At 68.9% G+C, this 16,559-nt stretch carries 13 protein-coding genes and 1 riboswitch; of the genes, 6 read left to right on the forward strand and 7 right to left on the reverse strand.

Annotated elements, in window-relative coordinates; translation table 11 throughout:
* Positions 1 to 10: 10 nt before the first annotated feature.
* The 3 genes from J2Y70_RS12575 to J2Y70_RS12585 all read right to left on the reverse strand — a co-directional run bounded on the left by J2Y70_RS12575 (position 11) and on the right by J2Y70_RS12585 (position 5,029).
* Positions 11 to 2,890, reverse strand: coding sequence for a TonB-dependent siderophore receptor (locus J2Y70_RS12575; protein WP_263395301.1), 2,880 nt, complete (start codon positions 2,888 to 2,890; stop codon positions 11 to 13).
* Positions 2,891 to 3,134: 244 nt separating this feature from the next.
* Complete coding sequence (locus J2Y70_RS12580; RefSeq protein WP_263395300.1) at positions 3,135 to 3,998, reverse strand: hypothetical protein; 864 nt, start codon at positions 3,996 to 3,998, stop codon at positions 3,135 to 3,137.
* A 116-nt stretch (positions 3,999 to 4,114) separates the two neighbouring features.
* Positions 4,115 to 5,029, reverse strand: coding sequence for an Hsp33 family molecular chaperone HslO (locus J2Y70_RS12585; RefSeq protein ID WP_309917949.1), 915 nt, complete (start codon positions 5,027 to 5,029; stop codon positions 4,115 to 4,117).
* A 63-nt stretch (positions 5,030 to 5,092) separates the two neighbouring features.
* On the opposite strand from J2Y70_RS12585, the gene mtgA reads away from it, so the two are divergent.
* The 3 genes from mtgA to J2Y70_RS12600 are packed head-to-tail and all read left to right on the forward strand — an operon-like array spanning position 5,093 to position 7,283.
* The gene (mtgA, locus tag J2Y70_RS12590; protein ID WP_309917952.1) at positions 5,093 to 5,830 is read left to right on the forward strand and encodes a monofunctional biosynthetic peptidoglycan transglycosylase; all 738 of its coding nucleotides are present in this window, start codon (positions 5,093 to 5,095) and stop codon (positions 5,828 to 5,830) included.
* 39 nt (positions 5,831 to 5,869) lie between these two features.
* A complete protein-coding gene (locus J2Y70_RS12595) occupies positions 5,870 to 6,895 on the forward strand; it encodes a glycosyltransferase family 2 protein (protein WP_309917955.1) in 1,026 nt (341 codons plus the stop codon).
* Positions 6,855 to 7,283, forward strand: a complete 429-nt coding sequence (locus J2Y70_RS12600; protein ID WP_184410723.1) for a CBS domain-containing protein — start codon at positions 6,855 to 6,857, stop codon at positions 7,281 to 7,283. The genes J2Y70_RS12595 and J2Y70_RS12600 overlap by 41 nt, the downstream gene beginning before the upstream one ends.
* 85 nt (positions 7,284 to 7,368) lie before the next feature.
* On the opposite strand, the gene J2Y70_RS12605 is transcribed toward J2Y70_RS12600, so the two are convergent.
* The 4 genes from J2Y70_RS12605 to J2Y70_RS12620 all read right to left on the reverse strand — a co-directional run bounded on the left by J2Y70_RS12605 (position 7,369) and on the right by J2Y70_RS12620 (position 12,852).
* Positions 7,369 to 9,348, reverse strand: a complete 1,980-nt coding sequence (locus J2Y70_RS12605; RefSeq protein ID WP_309917958.1) for an AsmA family protein — start codon at positions 9,346 to 9,348, stop codon at positions 7,369 to 7,371.
* Positions 9,349 to 9,397: 49 nt separating this feature from the next.
* Positions 9,398 to 10,042 (reverse strand): hemolysin III family protein, encoded by a 645-nt coding sequence (locus J2Y70_RS12610; protein WP_309918318.1) that lies wholly within the window; start codon positions 10,040 to 10,042, stop codon positions 9,398 to 9,400.
* Positions 10,043 to 10,172: 130 nt separating this feature from the next.
* Positions 10,173 to 11,777 carry a peptide chain release factor 3 gene (locus J2Y70_RS12615; protein WP_309917961.1) on the reverse strand — a complete coding sequence of 535 codons (1,605 nt, stop codon included), beginning with the start codon at positions 11,775 to 11,777 and terminating at the stop codon, positions 10,173 to 10,175.
* 46 nt (positions 11,778 to 11,823) lie between these two features.
* Positions 11,824 to 12,852, reverse strand: a complete 1,029-nt coding sequence (locus J2Y70_RS12620; RefSeq protein WP_309917964.1) for a M23 family metallopeptidase — start codon at positions 12,850 to 12,852, stop codon at positions 11,824 to 11,826.
* Between the two features lie 133 nt (positions 12,853 to 12,985).
* Positions 12,986 to 13,104: riboswitch (SAM riboswitch) on the forward strand.
* Positions 13,105 to 13,174: 70 nt separating this feature from the next.
* On the opposite strand from J2Y70_RS12620, the gene J2Y70_RS12625 reads away from it, so the two are divergent.
* From J2Y70_RS12625 to J2Y70_RS12635, 3 genes are read left to right on the forward strand one after another with little or no spacing between them, the layout of a single operon-like run.
* The gene (locus J2Y70_RS12625) at positions 13,175 to 14,224 is read left to right on the forward strand and encodes a homoserine O-succinyltransferase (protein ID WP_309917967.1); all 1,050 of its coding nucleotides are present in this window, start codon (positions 13,175 to 13,177) and stop codon (positions 14,222 to 14,224) included.
* A complete protein-coding gene (locus J2Y70_RS12630) occupies positions 14,221 to 15,438 on the forward strand; it encodes an O-succinylhomoserine (thiol)-lyase (RefSeq protein ID WP_309917970.1) in 1,218 nt (405 codons plus the stop codon). Before J2Y70_RS12625 ends, J2Y70_RS12630 begins: the two co-directional genes overlap by 4 nt.
* 32 nt (positions 15,439 to 15,470) lie before the next feature.
* On the forward strand, positions 15,471 to 16,526 hold the full coding sequence (locus tag J2Y70_RS12635) for a homoserine dehydrogenase (RefSeq protein ID WP_309918322.1): 1,056 nt from the start codon (positions 15,471 to 15,473) through the stop codon (positions 16,524 to 16,526).
* Positions 16,527 to 16,559: the final 33 nt, after the last annotated feature.

Here is a 16,559-nt window from a genome sequence, read left to right on the forward strand (position 1 = left end):
GTTGCCGTGCTCAGAAGTTCATGCTGTAGCGAGCCCACAGGTAGCGGCCCACGGTGTCGAAGCTGTTGACGTCCGTGTTCGCGTTGAGCACGTTGTTCTGATACAGCATGGGCGGCTGCTTGTCGAACACGTTGTCCAGGCCGACTTCGATCTTCGAATTGAACCACGGCAGCGCGTAGCTGGCGCTGACGCTGTGCATGAAGTAGGAACCGTACTCGGAGACCACCGTCGGGAAGCCGGCATCGGAGCTGAAGTTCTGCGACGGATCGGCGCTGCCCACGTCAAACGGACCGATGTACCGCACGCGCCAGCTGGCGGCCAGGTCGCCCTTCTGCCAGTTGACGAACAGGCGGCCACGGACCCGCGAGTACAGGCCGTAGGTCTTGTTGTAGGTGCCGGCAACGTGGGTCACGACGCCATCCGGATCGGCCGGATTGGTCTTGTTGTCGTAGCGCGCGATGTAGGTGCCGTCCAGGCCGAAGGTGTAGCTGCCCCACGCGGTATCCGGCAGGCGGTAGCGCAGCGCCAGATCCCAGCCCTTGGTGTCGAGGCGGCCCAGGTTGACGATCGGTTCGCGGATGAAGTTGACCTGGCCATCCGAGTAGCGGTTGATGAAGCCGCAGAACGGGCTGCTTTCGTCTTCGTAGCAGATATTGGCCACGGTCTGCGCATCGGCACGGTTGATCGTGTCGTTGAGGTACAGGCGCCAGTAGTCCAGGCTGGCCGAGAAGCCCGGCAGCCATTCCGGGTCGTATACCACGCCCCAGTCGAACGACTTGCCCTGTTCCGGCTTCAGCTCGAAACCAGCCGCGACCGAGCCCGACCACACGCCCGTGGTCTGCGACAGGCCACTCGGCGTGATGCCGGTGACGGGAATGGCAGTCGCGCCTGAGCCCGCGCCGCACGCGGCTTCGTGATCACGCGGACCACCGGGAGCGCCGTAACCGATACACGGGTCGGTGAAGTTCGGCGCATCGCCGGTCGCACCGCTGTACAGGTTGTCGATGGTCGGCGCACGGAATACCTCGGCGACCGTGCCGCGCAGCAGCAGGTTCTCGATCGGGCGCCATTCCAGCTGGATCTTGCTGTTGGTGGTGTCGCCGAAGGTGTTGTAGTCGGAATAGCGCGAACCCAGGGTGACCGCCAGCAGGTGCGCGAACGGGACTTCCGACAGCAGCGGGACGTACAGTTCGCCGTAGAGTTCCTTGACGTTGTACTTGCCGCTCAGCGGGGTGCCGCAGGCTTCCTGCGAGATGAAGCAGTTGCCGTCCGGGTCGGCGATGGCGATGTAGTCGACCGAGTTCTTCTGGTACTCCTCGCGCCAGGAGAGGCCCACAGCCAGCTGCGCGGCACCGGCCGGCAGCGTGAACAGCTCGCCGTTGGCATTGGCTTCGAAGCTGCGCATCTGGTACGTGGTGGAGTAGGTCGGACGCGCTTCGTAGTCTTCCAGGGTGGAGATCGTCTGCGGGTCGTTGATGTTGAAGATGTTGAGCGGGGTGCAACCGGAGATCACGTTGCCGGCGCTGCCGCACTTGACCACGCCGTCGGTGTCCTGGAACGACGGGCCCAGCGCGTCGCGCAGGCCGGCGTAGTACACGTAGCCGTAGCTGGTGTTCTCGCGGGTGTAGTGGCCGTAGTTCATCGCCGCGTCCCACTTCCAGGACGTGTCGCCGACGAAGCCTTCCAGGCCGGCGACGACCTGGTCGGTGACGGTGCTGTAGTACGAGCGGCGCTGGCCCAGCGAGGTGAAGCGGGTCAGGAACTGGTTGTACTGGTTGCCGGCGACGTCCGCGCCGAAATCCACGCCGAACGGGTTGTAGAAATTGTCGGCGGAGATGACCACCTTGTCGCCGCGGGCATCGAACGGCAGCGCGGCGATGGCGAAGTTCGAGCTGGTCTTGTTGTGGTAGACCTGGGCGAACGCGTTGATGCTGTCGGTGATCTGGTAGTTGGCCAGGAAGAACGCGTTGGTGCGTTCCTGCGGCGTCATGATCAGGTTGGTGGCCTGATAGTTGAAGGAGTCGCGCGCGCCGGAGTAGCAGCGGTAGTCTGCCTGCGAGGCGCCGCTGGCGCCCGGGGTCAGGGTGACCGTGCCGCAGCCGTATTGCGTGGCCAGGTTGGCCGGCATGGTGATGCGGCCGCCCGGCGTACGGCTGGACCCGAGGATGGTCACGTAGCCGCTGTACAGGTAGGTCGCGTCCTTGGAGTACTTGCGGTCGGCCGAGGAAATGCCGTCGAACTTGTTGTAGTTCAGGCCCGCCATGATGTTGCCGCGATCGCCGACCTGACCGAAGGTCACCGAGCCGCCGTTGCGCGCGCCATCGCTCAGGTGGGTCGCCTGGCCGTAGTCGACGCTGACCGCCAGACCTTCGAAATCCTTGCGCAGGATGAAGTTGACCACGCCGGCGACGGCGTCGGAGCCGTACACCGCCGAGGCGCCGCTGGTCAGCACTTCGATGCGCTCCACCGCGGTGGCGGGGATCGAGTTGACGTCGTTGTTGGCGACGCGGCGGCCGTTGACCAGCAGCAGCGTGCGCTCATCGCCCAGGCCGCGCAGGTCGACCGAGGACTTGCCGTCGCCGCCGCCGTTGTTGACCGCCGGGGTGGACGGCGCGCCGGACATCGCCGGCAGCTCCTGCACCAGGTCGCCCAGGGTCAGCTTGCCGGTCTGCTCGATCGCCGCGCGATCGATCACCACTACCGGGCTGGCGGTCTCGGTCTCGACGCGGGCAACGCGCGAACCGGTGACCTGGATCGTATCCAGGGTCTTGGAGGGGTCGCTGGAAGTGCTGTCCTGGGCAACCGCCGCGCCCGTGCTGAGCAGGGCGGTGGTGCCAGCGGCGAGCGCGAACGTGATGGCGTCGCGCAGGCGGTGGGTCTTGCAATTCATTGGCTCTCTCTCCGAATGAGGTGTGGTGGCAACTGAAGGTTGTCCGGCGGTGGTGTCGAAAGGCGACGCCAAAATCCGCAGGGTGAACCGATAGTAACTGCCTCTTCCCGGAAATTAAAGAGTTGTTAATAATATCCGTAAAAGTGTGATGCAAGTCACATTAATTGGCTTGTTCAGGACAAAAAAAAGCCCCTCTAAGGGGCTTTTTTTGCGGAAATTCTTTTTCGAAACAGGATGTTGGCTTTTACAAGTCCTGTTCGTAGCGCACGTATGGGATGGTGCCTTCCTCGGTGCTGATGTTGTTCGGGGCGAACGGGTTCTTGCCGCGGGTGATGACGTTTTCGGCGCCGACGGTCAGCTGGCCGCTCCACGGAGTGCGCCAGGTCAGGCCCACGCCGAGGCCGGACCACTTGCCGGGCTGGCCCGGCGCATCGACCACGCGGCCGATGACGTTGGCGCTGAAGGAACCGTAGCCGCCGCCGATGCTCAGGCTCTTGCTGTCCCACTGGTTGACCAGGGCTTCGGAGGCATCGGCGATCGGCACCAGGCGCGCACGCGCATAGGTGCCGCCGATCGAGACGAAGCCTTCGCGGCCGATGTTCTGCTGCGCGAACACGGTCAGATCGTTCTGCTCCATGCGCAGCGCAGGGGTCTTGGTGGCCCCCGCCAGCCACGCCGGCATGTTCTCGCGGCCGGTGCCGGCCGAGAGCGAGAGGCGCCCGCCGGGACGATTGAAGGTGGTGGTCGCGGCGACGTGGTGGCCGCCGGCATCGCCGTCGTCGTCGCCCAGGCTGGCAAGCATGCAATGGCTGGCCAAGCCGCTGATGCTGCTGCCGCTGGCGCTGTTGCACAGCAGGCCCAGCGAGTCGCCGGAGGACAGGCCGAAGGCGGCGTCGAGCGAATTGCGGCCGAAGTGCCAGCGCGCGCCGGCCGCCTGCTCGCCAGTCGGTTCCAGGTACAGCAAGGCCTCGACCTTGCCGCTGCCCTTGTTCCAGATCGGCAGGACGGTGCGGTCCCGGTCGCTGGCGGGCTTGCTTTGCGCATGCGCGCCCGTGGCCGCCGCAAGGGCGATCAGCAAGGCAAGTGGCAGGCGCAGTAAGGCTCGCATCGCGGTGTGGGACTCTCGCGCAGGAACTAAAGTTCCCGCCGGGCAGGGTGGATGATGCTAGTGGGTTTATGTTTCTTTAACAAGCCAGACTCCCCGGTCCTAAAGCTCGTTCCCGGCTATTGCAAGCGCTCTGGTGGCGCCGGTTCAGCCGGGGTTACAGCGAACAATACGCCGAATTCCGTCAAGGGGAAGTCATAGTGCCGGCCGCAGAACTCGCAGCGGATCTCGACCTGGCCGGTCGCCTCGGCGGCGGCGCGGGCTTCTTCCTCGCCCAGCGAGCGCAACATGGCCGCCACCCGCTCGCGCGAGCAGGAGCAGCCGAAGCGCAGCGGCTTGGTGCCAAGCAGCTGTGCCGCCTCCTCGTGGAACAGCCGGTGCAGCAGGGTTTCGGCCGGCAGCGCCAGTAGCTCGGATTCGTCTACGGTTTCGAACAAAGCGCCGGCGCGATTCCAGCCGTCCTCGTCGCCAGCGTCGCCGGGCAGTTTCTGCAGCAGCAGCCCGGCCGCCTGCTGGCCGTCGGCAGCCAGGATCAGGCGGGTCGGCAGTTGCTCGGACTGGCGGAAATAGTCCTCGAAGGCTTCGCCCAGTTCGGCTGCCGACAGCGCCACCAGGCTCTGGTAGCGCTGCGGTTCGCGCGGGTCCAGGCCGGGGTTCTCGATGGTGATCGCCAGCAGCGCGCCGTCGCCGAGCGCGCGCAGGTCGCGCGGCGCGTCGCTGCCCTCGCTGAGCTGGACGATGCCGCGCAGCGTACCGGCCGCGGTGCATTCGGCGAACAGGGTGCGCAGCGCGCCCTGGCTGCGCAGCTGCACCGACAGGCGGCCGTCGACCTTGGTATGGCCGGTGAACAGCGCCGCGGCCACGCACGCCTCGCCCAGCAGCTCGGTCGCCGCGGCGGGATAGCTGGCCGGCGCGAGGATCTCGCGCCAGGCCGACTCCAGGCGCACGTGCACGCCGCGCACGCCGGCGCCGGGCAGCAGGAAGCGGGTCAGGTGATCGTGATCGGAAGAACTCATCGCGGCCTCGCTGCGCATGGGAAGATGGCGACCGCAGGATAGTGGGTCATCTCGGTGGACAAAGTCGAAGAACGCATAGCAATGGGGGCGGCGCGGGGCGTTGCAAGTGGCGCGGCCGCGCCGCGGCGGCGACGCTGGCTGCGTTGGCTGTTGATGGCGCCGTTGGTGTTCGTGCTGGCCAGCGTCTCGCAGGTGCTGGCGTTGCGCTTCGTCGACCCGCCGTTCTCGGCGATGATGCTCGAGCGCCAGCTCGGCGCCTGGGGCGAGGGCGACTGGTCGTTCCGCGTCGCCTACGACTGGCGCGATACCGCGCAGATCGCTTCGAGCCTGCCGATCTCGCTGGTGGCCGCCGAGGACCAGCGTTTCCCCAGCCACCATGGCTTCGATCTGGAGGCGATCGAGAAGGCGCGCGACCACAACGCGCGCGGCGGCCGCCTGCGCGGCGCCAGCACGATCAGCCAGCAGGTGGCCAAGAACGTGTTCCTGTGGCAGGGCCGCAGTTGGCTGCGCAAGGGGCTGGAGGCCTGGTACACGGTGCTGATCGAGGTGTTGTGGCCGAAGCGGCGGATCCTGGAGGTCTATGCCAACGTCGCCGAGTTCGGCGACGGGGTCTACGGCGCGCAGGCTGCGGCGCGCAGCTTCTGGGGCAAGGATGCGGCGCAGCTGAGTCCTGGGCAGAGCGCGCTGCTGGCGGCGGTGTTGCCGTCGCCGCAACGCTACAACGCCGCGCGTCCGGGTCCCTACGTGCAGCGCCGCGCCAACTGGATCCAGCGGCAGGCGCGGCAGCTGGGCGGGCCTGCCTATCTGCAGGCGCCGTAGCCGCTGGTGAACGCGCGGGCCGCTCCGTACCATCGGTGCATGGAATCCGAACGCCTTACCGTCGTCGTCACCGCCTTCAACGAGGCGCAGACCCTGCCGCTGCTGCATCCGCGCGTCCTCGCCGCGCTCGATGGCCTGGACGGCATGGAAGGGCGGGTGCTGTACGTGGACGATGGCAGCCGCGATGCGACCTGGGAGGTGATCCTGGCGCTGGCCGCGACCGATCCGCGGGTCGGGGCGCTGCGCCTGTCGCGCAATTTCGGCAAGGAGCTGGCGCTGACCGCGGGGCTGGATTTCGTCGAGCATGGCGCGGCGATGCTGCTGGATGCCGATGGCCAGGATCCGCCGGAGCTGATCGGGGAATTCGTCGCGCACTGGCGCGCCGGCTACGACGACATCTACGGCACCCGCATCGCGCGCGATGGCGAGAGCTGGCTCAAGCGCAGCACCGCGTCGCTGTTCTACCGGGTGATCGGACGCCTGTCGAAGACGCCGATCCCGGCCGACACTGGCGATTTCCGCCTGTTGTCGCCGCGCGCGCTGGCGGCGTTGGGGCAGTTGCGCGAGCGACACCGGTTCATGAAGGGTCTGTTCGGCTGGGTCGGTTTCCGCCAGCTGGCGCTGCCGTACCGGCGTGCGCCGCGCCTGGCCGGGCGCAGCAAGTTCGGCCTGTGGCGGTTATGGAATTTCGCGCTGGAAGGCATCACCAGCTTTTCCACCGCGCCGCTGCGGGCGGCGACCTACCTGGGCCTGGCGACGGCGGTGGGCGCATTCCTGTTCGCGGCCTGGATCGTGATCAAGGCGGCGCTGTGGGGCGACCCGGTCGCCGGCTGGCCGACGATGATGACGGCGATCCTGTTCCTGGGCGGCGCGCAGCTGATCGCGCTGGGCCTGATCGGCGAATACCTGGGCCGGCTGTACGAGGAATCCAAGCAGCGTCCGCTGTATCTGATCGACACCTGGCGTGCACCTGGTGGAGGAGTATCCTCGGCCGTGCGATCCAGCGAACCGGGAGGCAGCAGCGATGCGTACGGTACGACAGTTGTTGGGCGACAAGGGCGGTGAGATCCACGCGGTGTCGCCGGATGCGGCGGTGGTCGATGCGCTGCGGCTGATGGCCGAGAAGGGCATCGGCGCGGTGCTGGTGATGCAGGACGGGCGCCTGGCCGGGATCCTGTCCGAGCGCGACTACGCGCGCAAGGTGGTGCTGCAGGACCGCTCCTCGGCGACCACGCCGGTGCGCGACATCATGAGCGCGAAGGTGTACACGGTGGACCCGTCGCAGAGCGTGCAGCAGTGCATGGAGCTGATGACCGGCCAGCGTATTCGCCATCTGCCGGTGGTGCAGGCCGGCGCGGTGGTCGGCGTGATCTCGATCGGCGACCTGGTCAAGGCGGTGATCGAGGAGCAGCAGCAGGAACTGGATCAGCTGCAGCGCTATATCACGAGCTAGCCGAGATTCGGGATTTGGGATTCGGAAAAGTCAAAAGCACATTGGCGCGCTTCTGCTTTTGCGAATCCCCAATCCCCAATCCCGGCTACTTCGCGTAACTGCCTCCGCAGTCGCTGTCCTTGCCCGGGCCGGTTTCCAGCGTCGCCAGCAGGGCGGCCGGCGGGGCGATGCTGCCCAGCGCGAGGGCGATCGCGCCGCGCATACCCAGTGCCTTGAAGTCGGGGCGGAAGGTCGGATCCTTGAAGCTGCCGCCGACGCGCAACGGCGAGCGCAGCGACAGGATGCTGCGATCCTTCGGGCGCGCCTTCAGCAGCAGGTCCAGTTTCTCCTCGCCCAGGTCGACGGTGCCGCTGCCCACGATCAGCGTGTCGGTGCTGTCGAAGGCCAATGCGCGCGAGTCCATCACGCCGTCCCTGACCGCGAAATCGCCGAACGCGCAGCGCACCGGAATCTCGCGATCCTTGGTGACCAGGAATTTCAGCGACTCGGCGATGTCCAGTCCGGCCAGTTCCATGATCAGGTTGCTGATGTGGCCCTTACCCATGCCGACGGCGACGGTGCCGTCGGCGCTGCCGAGCATCTGCGCGATCGAGTTGCCGGTGCCGGCCAGCGCGATCTCGCCGCCGATCGCGCCGGAGGCCTCCTTGGCCAATTGCCCGTCCGGGAACAGCTTGCCCAACTGCATGCCGCGCACCGAGATCTGCGCGCGGGTGGCGATGGTCGGCTTGCGCGCATCCATGCGGATGTCCGAGCGGATGTTGCCGCCGGCCACGCCGAAGTCGAGCGGTTGCAGCAGCAGGACGCCGTCGTTGAGTTTCAGGTGCGCGTCCATGTCGTCCAGCGGCAGTTTCTGCGCATTGATCCGCTGCGCCTTCCAGCGCACATCGGCATCCATGGCGCGCAGCTTGCCGAGGTTGTACGGGGTGGAGGGCAACACCTTGGCCTCGGCCGCGAGTTCGGCGGCCTGCGCCTTCTGCTGCGCGTTGGCGGTTTCGCCGGCGCCGGTGCGCGGCGGCGCGCCGACGAAGCCGGCCAGGTCGTCGAAGTCCAGGCGCCGCGAGCGCAGGTCCGCGCGCAGGAACGGACGTTCGCCGGCGGTGTCGATCTGCACGCTGCCCGCCAGGTCGCTGTCGCCGGCGCGGCCGTTGAAGTCGTCGTAGTGCCAGATTTCGCCGTTGCGCTTGAGCCGGCCGTCCAACTGGTACGGCGGCGTGGACGGCATGGCGATGCCGAGCAGCGGGTACAGATGCGCCATGTCCGCGCCGGCCAGGTTCAGCTGCAGGTCGAACACGCGCAGCTGGAATGGATTGGTCAGGGTGCCGCGCATGTGCGCGCGGGTGCTGCCGGCGTTGCCGCGCAGGTCGACCTTGAACGGGTGATCGCTTTCGCTCAGTTCCAGCGGCGAGGCGGTGCTGCCCTTGAGCGTGAACGGATTGCCGCGCCAGCGGCCGTCGCCGGCGACCGCGATCGGCGGTGCGGCATCGCCGCGGCTGCGCTGCGAGGTCAGGCTGTCGACGCTGACGTCGATGTCGGTGCGGCCGGGGACGTCCTGGAATTTGAGCCGCCCCTGCTGCACCAGCAGGCGCCCGAGTACGACCTGCGAGCCGCCGTCGTTGCTGCCGAAACTCCAGTTGCCGGGACGCCCGTCCGGCCCTGTTTCCAGCAGCAGGTTCGGCTGGGTCAGGCGGATCTCGGGGATGCGCACCTTGCCGCGCAGCAGCGGCCAGATCGCCAGGTCGATCTCCGCGCGTTGCGCGCTGGCCATCTGCGGCTGCTTCGACCACTCGGCATTGGCGAAGCGCAGGCCATCGCCGCGGATCGTGGTGGTGCCGCCGAGGTCGACGTCGAGGTTGCCGTCGATGTGGAATTCGCGGCCGGTCTTGGCCTGCACCGCGCGCTCGACCGGGCCCTTGAACCAGTTCCAGTCGAAGATCAGGATGATGATCAGCAGCGCCAGCACCAGCGTGCCCAGCACGAACGGCCAGCGCCGCAGGCGGCCATCGGGGCGGCGCCAGGGCCAGGAGCGGGGCCGGTCTCGTGTTGCAGGAGTGGGTTCGCGATCCATCCGGCCATACTAGGCGGCGGACGTGCAGGTGACGCGAAAGTGCGCGGCGCTAGAGCACCTGCGCGGTGACCGCGACGAAGTGGCAGACGCTGCCGGCGAGCACGAACAGGTGCCAGATCGCGTGGAAGTAGCGCACCGTGTCGCGTTGGTAGAAGTAGGTGCCGAGCGTGTAGAACAGGCCGCCGGCCAGCAGCCAGCACAGGGTCGGGACATCCACCGAGTGCAGCAGCGGCTCGATCGCGACCACGATCAGCCAGCCCATGGCTAGGTACAGGATGGTCGACAGCAGCCGGAAGCGGCCGGTGAAGAACAGCTTGAACACCACCCCGGCCAGGGCGATGGTCCAGATCGCCGCGAACAGGCCCCAGCCCCAGGGGCCGCGCAGGCCGACCAGGGTGAACGGGGTATAGGTGCCGGCGATCAGTACGTAGATCGCGCAGTGGTCCAGCACCTGCAGCCGCGCCTTGGCGCCGGGATGCGGGATGGCGTGATACAGCGTGGAGGCGGTGTACAGCAGCAGCAACGCGACGCCGAACACGATCGCACCGGCCAGTTGCCAGCCGTCGCCGTAGATCGCGGCGAGGGTGATCAGCACCGAGCTGCCGGCCAGTGCGGCGACCGCGCCCAGACCGTGGGTCAGGGCGCTGGCGAGTTCGTCGCGCCAGTCCGTAGAAGGCGGCGCGTCGGCGTGCATGAGCGAAGACGGCTGGTCGGCTTCCATGGCCGCAAACGGTACCGCACTTGCGAGCGATTCGCATCCGTTGCGGCGCAGCAATTGGCGCGCGGTTCACGCCCGCGCGCCGTGCAGCGTCGGCCCGGCGCGATCAGTCCAGCGCGACGCTGTGCGCATGCTCGCGGGTCGCGGCGAAGCGCACGTCCGGCGCGCGTTCCTGCGCCAGTTGCAGGTTGACCCGGGTCGGTGCCAGGTAGACCAGTTCGCCGGCGCCGTCGATGCCCAGGTTCATCGCGTTCTTCTCGCGGAACTCCTCCAGCTTCTTGGCGTTGTCGCAATGCACCCAGCGCGCGGTCACCACGCCGACCGGTTCGAAGCTGGCGTCCACGCCGTATTCGTCCTTGAGCCGGTAGGCGACCACTTCGAACTGCAACACGCCGACCGCGCCCAGGATCAGGTCGTTGCTCATCAGCGGGCGGAAGAACTGGGTGGCGCCTTCCTCGGACAGCTGCGCCAGGCCCTTCTGCAGCTGCTTGAGCTTGAGCGGGTCGCGCAGCCGCGCGCGGCGGAACAGTTCCGGGGCGAAGTTGGGGATGCCGGTGAACGACAGCGCCTCGCCTTCGGTGAAGGTGTCGCCGATGGAGATGGTGCCGTGGTTGTGGATGCCGATGACGTCGCCCGGATAGGCCTCGGCGGCGATCTCGCGGTCGCTGGCCATGAAGGTCAACGCGTTGGCCAGCTTGGTGTCCTTGCCGGTGCGCACGTGCAGGGTCTTCATGCCGGCGCTGAAGCGGCCCGAGCAGATGCGCATGAACGCGACCCGGTCGCGGTGCTGCGGGTCCATGTTGGCCTGGATCTTGAACACGAAGCCGGTCAGCTTTTCCTCGGTCGGCTGCACCGGGCGGCCGGTGGTGGCGTGCGGCTGCGGCGGCGGCGCATGCTCGGCGAAGAAGTCCAGCAGCGGCTGCACGCCGAAGTTGTTGACGCCGGAGCCGAAGAACACCGGGGTCTGCTTGCCGGCGCGGTACGCGTCCAGGTCGAACGCGTGGCTGGCGCCCTGCACCAGTTCCAGCTCGTCGCGCAGTTCGGCCAGCATCTGCTCGCCGATGCGTTCGGCCAGGCCGGGCGCATCCAGCGACGGGAAGATGGTCGAGTCCTGGCGGGTGAAGTTGCGACCCTGCTCGTACAGGTGCACTTCGCCGCTGATCAGGTGCACCACGCCCTTCAGGCGCTGGCCCATGCCGATCGGCCAGGTCACCGGCGCGCACTGGATGCCGAGTACGGTCTCCACTTCGTCCAGCAGGTCGATCGGGTCCTTGCCCTCGCGGTCGAGCTTGTTGATGAAGGTCATGATCGGCGTGTCACGCAGCCGGCACACTTCCATCAGCTTGATGGTGCGTTCTTCCACGCCCTTGGCCACGTCGATCACCATCAGCGCCGAGTCCACCGCGGTGAGCACGCGGTAGGTGTCCTCGCCGAAGTCGGCGTGGCCGGGGGTGTCGAGCAGGTTGATGATCTTGCCTTCGTACGGGAACTGCATCACCGACGAGGTCACCGAGATGCCGCGCTCCTTCTCCAGCGCCATCCAGTCGGAGGTCGCATGGCGCGCGGCCTTGCGGCCTTTGACCGAGCCGGCCATCTGGATCGCGCCGCCGAACAGCAGCAGCTTTTCGGTCAGCGTGGTCTTGCCGGCGTCGGGGTGGGAAATGATGGCGAAGGTGCGGCGGCGCGCAGCTTCATGGGCAACATCGGACATGGCAACGGCGCCCACTGGGCGATCACGGCTACAGGGAAGGGCGGAATTATAGCGCCGCGGCGCCGGCCACGGGTTGCGCGGCTTCCTCGCTGCGCGGCAGCTTGAGTTCGCCGAGGGCCCCGGCCATGCGGAACGGGATCGACTCCAGGCGCATGCCGCGGTTGGCCTGCACGGCGAAGTGCAGGTGCGGCGCGGTGCTCAGGCCGGTGTTGCCGGACAGCGCCAGCCGCTCGCCGGCGGCGACGCGCTGGCCCGCATGCACCGCCACGCCCTGCGGCGCCAGGTGCGCGTACAGCGCCATGCTGCCGTCGGCGTGCACGATGCGCACGAAGTTGGCGCGGCCGCCGAAGGTTTCGCGGTCCAGCCCGGCCTCGGCGAAGCCGGTTTCCACCTGCATCACCGTGCCGGCACGCGCGGCCAGCACCGGAGTGCCTTCGGCCAGGGCGAAATCCAGCGCGTAGTAGTTCTGCGCGTCGTGGTGGCTGAAGCGGCCGCCCACGCCCTGGTCCACCCGCACCGGGACGCCGTCGAACGGCAGCCGGTACAGGGCGTCCTGCGGCTTGGCGGCCGGATCGCCGGGGACGGCCTCCAGGAGCAGGTCGAACTGGCTGGCGTAGCGCGGGTCGCTGGCGTACAGCCGCGACAGCAGCGCGCTGCCGCGGGCCGGCAGCACCGTGCGCAGTGGCAGCGCCGGGACCGCGGCGACGTTGTCCACGTGGCGGTAGCGCAGGTGCACCTGCACCGGGCCGTCCAGACGGTTGTCGGCCCAGGCCTGCTGGCGCGGGGCCTGGCCGTCAAGGCGCAGCCGCGCCAGGGCGGTCTGGGCGGCCGAAGGACGCGTCGGCGGAGGTGGTCCGGATGCCGCTTCGCGCTGCGGATCGGCGACGTGGTCGCCGTAATGGGCGACGCCGTCGGCATCCTTCCAGGCATATAGGGTCGCCGCCGCACCCAGTCCAGGCACCGCGGCCAGCAGCGACCAGGCGATGCACAGCCGCCAACGCCGCGCGGCGCGGAGGCGCTGCGGGAACGCGGAAGCTTCTCGGGCGGTGGCGGTGGCCTGGCACTGGCCGGGCATCGGGGCTCCTGGCGCCGGCGTGGGGGAGCGCCGTGGCAGCGCGGAGTATGCGGCAGCCGCGGCTGCGGCCTCTTATATCTCTCCATCCGAATAAAGAGATTTGACATTGCCGAAAAACGCTGGCATCGTGGCTCCACCATCGAGACCGGCGGAGGGACAGGCCCTTTGATGCCGGGGCAGCCAGCGGACGCGCAAGCGACCGTGTAGGTGCCAAATCCTGCGGGGACCACCGCGTCCGCCGAAAGATGGTTCGATTCGTGCCTTCCGCACGTCGAACGCGAGCTCCGCGAAGCTCGATGGCCGTTCCTCCCCGGATATCGCCATGAGCCTCGTGAATACGCCCAACCGCCCCCTTGCCGTGAATGCGCCGTTCGACCGCCCTGCCGCTGCCGTCGCGCCGGCCGCCGATGGCGTGCTCGCGCTGCGCGGCGAAGTCGCGGTGGCCCTGCCGCTGCGTCATGCCGGCGTGCAGTTGCTGCGCCTGCGCTACGAATTGAGCGGCCCGGTGGACGCGCCGGTGGTGTTCGTCGCCGGCGGCATCTCCGCGCACCGCCATCTGGCCGCCAATGCCAGCTTTCCCGAGAAGGGTTGGGCCGAGGGCCTGGTCGCTGCCGGCCGTGCGCTGGACCCGAGCCAGCGGCGGCTGCTGGCGTTCGACTTCGTCGGTGCCGACGGCAGCCTGGACGCGCCGATCGACAGCGCCGACCAGGCCGATGCGATCGCCGCGCTGCTCGACGCGCTGGGGATCGACCGCTTGCACGGTTTCGTCGGCTATTCCTACGGCGCGCTGGTCGGCCTGCAGCTGGCGGTGCGGCATCCGCAGCGTCTGGACAAGCTGGTCGCGGTCAGCGGCGCGCACCGCGCGCATCCGTATGCTGCGGCGTGGCGCGCGCTGCAGCGCCGTGCGGTGGCGCTGGGCCAGCTGCAGTGCGCCGAGAGCCACGGGCTGTCGTTGGCGCGGCAGTTCGCGATGCTCAGCTACCGCACCCCGGAAGAGTTCGGCGAGCGCTTCGATGCGCCGCCGGAAGTGATCAATGGCCGTGTCCGCGTCGCCGCCGAGGACTACCTGGATGCCGCCGGCGCGCAATACGTGGCGCGCACCCAGGTCAATGCCTACCTGCGCCTGTCCGAATCCATCGATCTGCATCGCATCGACCCGGCCGCGGTCGCCGTGCCGACCGTGGTGGTCGCGGTCGAAGGCGACCGCCTGGTGCCGCTGGCCGACCTAGTCACCCTGGTCGAAGGGCTGGGCCCGCGCGGCAGCCTGCGCGTGCTGCGCTCGCCGTACGGCCACGACGCCTTCCTGAAAGAAACCGACCGCATCGACGCGATCCTCGTCACCGCCCTTCGCCCCACCGGAGCTACCGCATGAGCACTGCCCACGACAACGATCTGCCCTGTAGCGCCGCCACCGCCGCGGTGCGCGCCGGCATCGACCGCGATACCGCCTACGGCGCGGTGACCCCGCCGATCGTGCTGTCGTCGAACTTCAGCTTCGACGGCTTCGGCAACAAGCGCCAGTACGACTACACGCGCAGCGGCAACCCGACCCGCGACCTGCTCGGCGAAGCGCTGGCGGAACTGGAAGGCGGCGCCGGCGGCGTCATCACCGCCACCGGGATGGGCGCGATCAACCTGGTGCTCAACGCGCTGCTGCAGCCGGGCGACAAGCTGGTGGTGCCGCACGATGCGTACGGCGGCAGCTGGCGGCTGTTCAACGCGCTGGCCAAGAAGGGCCATTTCGACCTGATCACCGCCGACCTGACCGATCCGCGCTCGCTGGCCGAGGCGCTGGCGCAGGCGCCGAAGCTGGTGCTGATCGAGACCCCGTCCAACCCGCTGCTGCGCATCACCGACCTGCGTTTCGTCATCGATGCCGCGCACAAGGCCGGCGCGCTGGCGGTGGTCGACAACACCTTCCTGTCGCCGGCGCTGCAGAAGCCGATCGCGTTCGGCGCCGACATCGTCATCCACTCCACCACCAAGTATGTCAACGGCCACAGCGACGTGGTCGGCGGCGCGGTGATCGCCGCCGATGCCGAGCTGCACCAGCAGCTGGTGTGGTGGGCGAACGCGCTGGGCCTGACCGGTTCGCCGTTCGACGCGTTCCTGACCCTGCGCGGCCTGCGCACGCTGGATGCGCGCCTGCGCGTGCACCAGGAGAACGCGCAGGCGGTGGTGGCGCTGCTGGACGGGCACGCGGCGGTCAGCCAGGTCTACTACCCGGGCCTGGCCACGCATCCGGGCCACGCGGTCGCGGCGCGGCAGCAGCAGGGCTTCGGCGCGATGATCAGCTTCGAGCTGGCTGGCGGCGAAGCCGAGGTGCGCGCTTTCGTCGATGGCCTGCGCTATTTCACCCTGGCCGAATCGCTGGGCGGGGTCGAGAGCCTGGTGGCGCATCCGGCGTCGATGACGCATGCGGCGATGACCGCCGAGGCGCGCGCCAATGCCGGCATCGGCGACGGTTTGCTGCGCCTATCGGTCGGCATCGAATCCAGCGCGGACCTGGTCGCCGACCTGCAGGCCGGTCTGCTGCGCGCGCAGCAGGCCAGCGAGGCGGTGGCGCGCAAACGGGTGGACGCGTGAGCCGCCTCGCCGACGACGCGCTTGCGCCGCGGTTGCGCGCCGAGTCGGCGCCGCATGCGCCGCAGCTGGCCTTGCTCGGCACCGGCACCGTGGGCCGCGCCTTCGTCGCGCGCTATCAGGCCTTGCAGCAGCGGCGCGCGGGCCTGCCGGCCTTCGCCTGGCTGGCCAATTCGCGCACGCGCCAGGCGTGCCTGCCCAGTGCCAGCGCGCACGCGCTGGACGCGGCCAACGCCGCGCCGCGCGGCACGCGAGCGCACGACCTCGCGGCGGACGAGCTGCGCCGGGGCGACGTGCTGGTCGACGCCACCGCCAGCGACGCGGTCGCGCAGTGGCATGCGCAGTGGCTGGCGCGCGGCGTGCACGTGGTCACCGCGAACAAGCTCGGACGTGGCGCGGCGCTGGAGCGCGCGCAGCAGATCGAGGCGGCGCGGCACGCGGGCGCCACCCACTACGGCGACAGCGCCACGGTCGGCGCCGGCCTGCCGTTGCTGAGCAGCCTGCGCGCGCTGGTCGCCGGCGGCGACCATATCCATGCGGTGGAGGGCGTGCTGTCGGGGTCGCTGGCGTGGCTGTTCCATCGCTACGACGGCACACAGGCGTTTTCGGACTGCGTGCGCGAAGCGGCGGCGGCCGGCTATACCGAGCCGGATCCGCGCGAGGACCTGTCCGGCGAGGACGTGCGCCGCAAGCTGCTGATCCTGGCGCGCGCCGCCGGGCTGCCGCTGCGCGCCGAGCAGGTGCAGGTGGAGTCGCTGCTGTCGCCGGCGCTGGCCGCGGCTGCGCCGGGCGAACTGGACGCGGCGCTGTCGACGCTGGATGCGCCGCTGGCCGCGCGCCTGGCGCAGGCCAGCGCGAACGGCGCCTGCCTGCGCTTCGTCGGCCGTTTCGATGCGCACGGCGCGTCGGTGGCGTTGCGCGCATTGCCGCTGGGCCATCCGCTGGCCAGCGGTGCCGGCACCGACAACCGCGTCGCGCTGCACAGCGACCGCTACCTGCAGCAGCCGTTGTTGATCCAGGGCCCGGGTGCCGGCGCCGAGGTGACCGCGGCCGCATTGCTCGACGACGTGTTGCGCATCGCCGCCGACTGAGCGATTGCGTGCACCGCGACGGCGTCCGGCCCC

Source organism: Xanthomonas sp. 1678 (assembly GCF_031455575.1).
Lineage (GTDB): Bacteria > Pseudomonadota > Gammaproteobacteria > Xanthomonadales > Xanthomonadaceae > Xanthomonas_A.

What these genes read in the sequence shown, in the direction of transcription:
- J2Y70_RS12615 (WP_309917961.1), bottom strand. Translation starts at nt 11,777, where the DNA reads ATGTCCGATGTTGCCCATGAAGCTGCGCGCCGCCGCACCTTCGCCATC.
- J2Y70_RS12595 (WP_309917955.1), top strand. Translation starts at nt 5,870, where the DNA reads ATGGAATCCGAACGCCTTACCGTCGTCGTCACCGCCTTCAACGAGGCG.
- J2Y70_RS12580 (WP_263395300.1), bottom strand. Translation starts at nt 3,998, where the DNA reads ATGCGAGCCTTACTGCGCCTGCCACTTGCCTTGCTGATCGCCCTTGCG.
- J2Y70_RS12585 (WP_309917949.1), bottom strand. Translation starts at nt 5,029, where the DNA reads ATGCGCAGCGAGGCCGCGATGAGTTCTTCCGATCACGATCACCTGACC.
- J2Y70_RS12575 (WP_263395301.1), bottom strand. Translation starts at nt 2,890, where the DNA reads ATGAATTGCAAGACCCACCGCCTGCGCGACGCCATCACGTTCGCGCTC.
- J2Y70_RS12620 (WP_309917964.1), bottom strand. Translation starts at nt 12,852, where the DNA reads ATGCCCGGCCAGTGCCAGGCCACCGCCACCGCCCGAGAAGCTTCCGCG.
- mtgA (WP_309917952.1), top strand. Translation starts at nt 5,093, where the DNA reads ATGGGGGCGGCGCGGGGCGTTGCAAGTGGCGCGGCCGCGCCGCGGCGG.
- J2Y70_RS12625 (WP_309917967.1), top strand. Translation starts at nt 13,175, where the DNA reads ATGAGCCTCGTGAATACGCCCAACCGCCCCCTTGCCGTGAATGCGCCG.
- J2Y70_RS12610 (WP_309918318.1), bottom strand. Translation starts at nt 10,042, where the DNA reads ATGCACGCCGACGCGCCGCCTTCTACGGACTGGCGCGACGAACTCGCC.
- J2Y70_RS12600 (WP_184410723.1), top strand. Translation starts at nt 6,855, where the DNA reads ATGCGTACGGTACGACAGTTGTTGGGCGACAAGGGCGGTGAGATCCAC.
- J2Y70_RS12630 (WP_309917970.1), top strand. Translation starts at nt 14,221, where the DNA reads ATGAGCACTGCCCACGACAACGATCTGCCCTGTAGCGCCGCCACCGCC.
- J2Y70_RS12605 (WP_309917958.1), bottom strand. Translation starts at nt 9,348, where the DNA reads ATGGATCGCGAACCCACTCCTGCAACACGAGACCGGCCCCGCTCCTGG.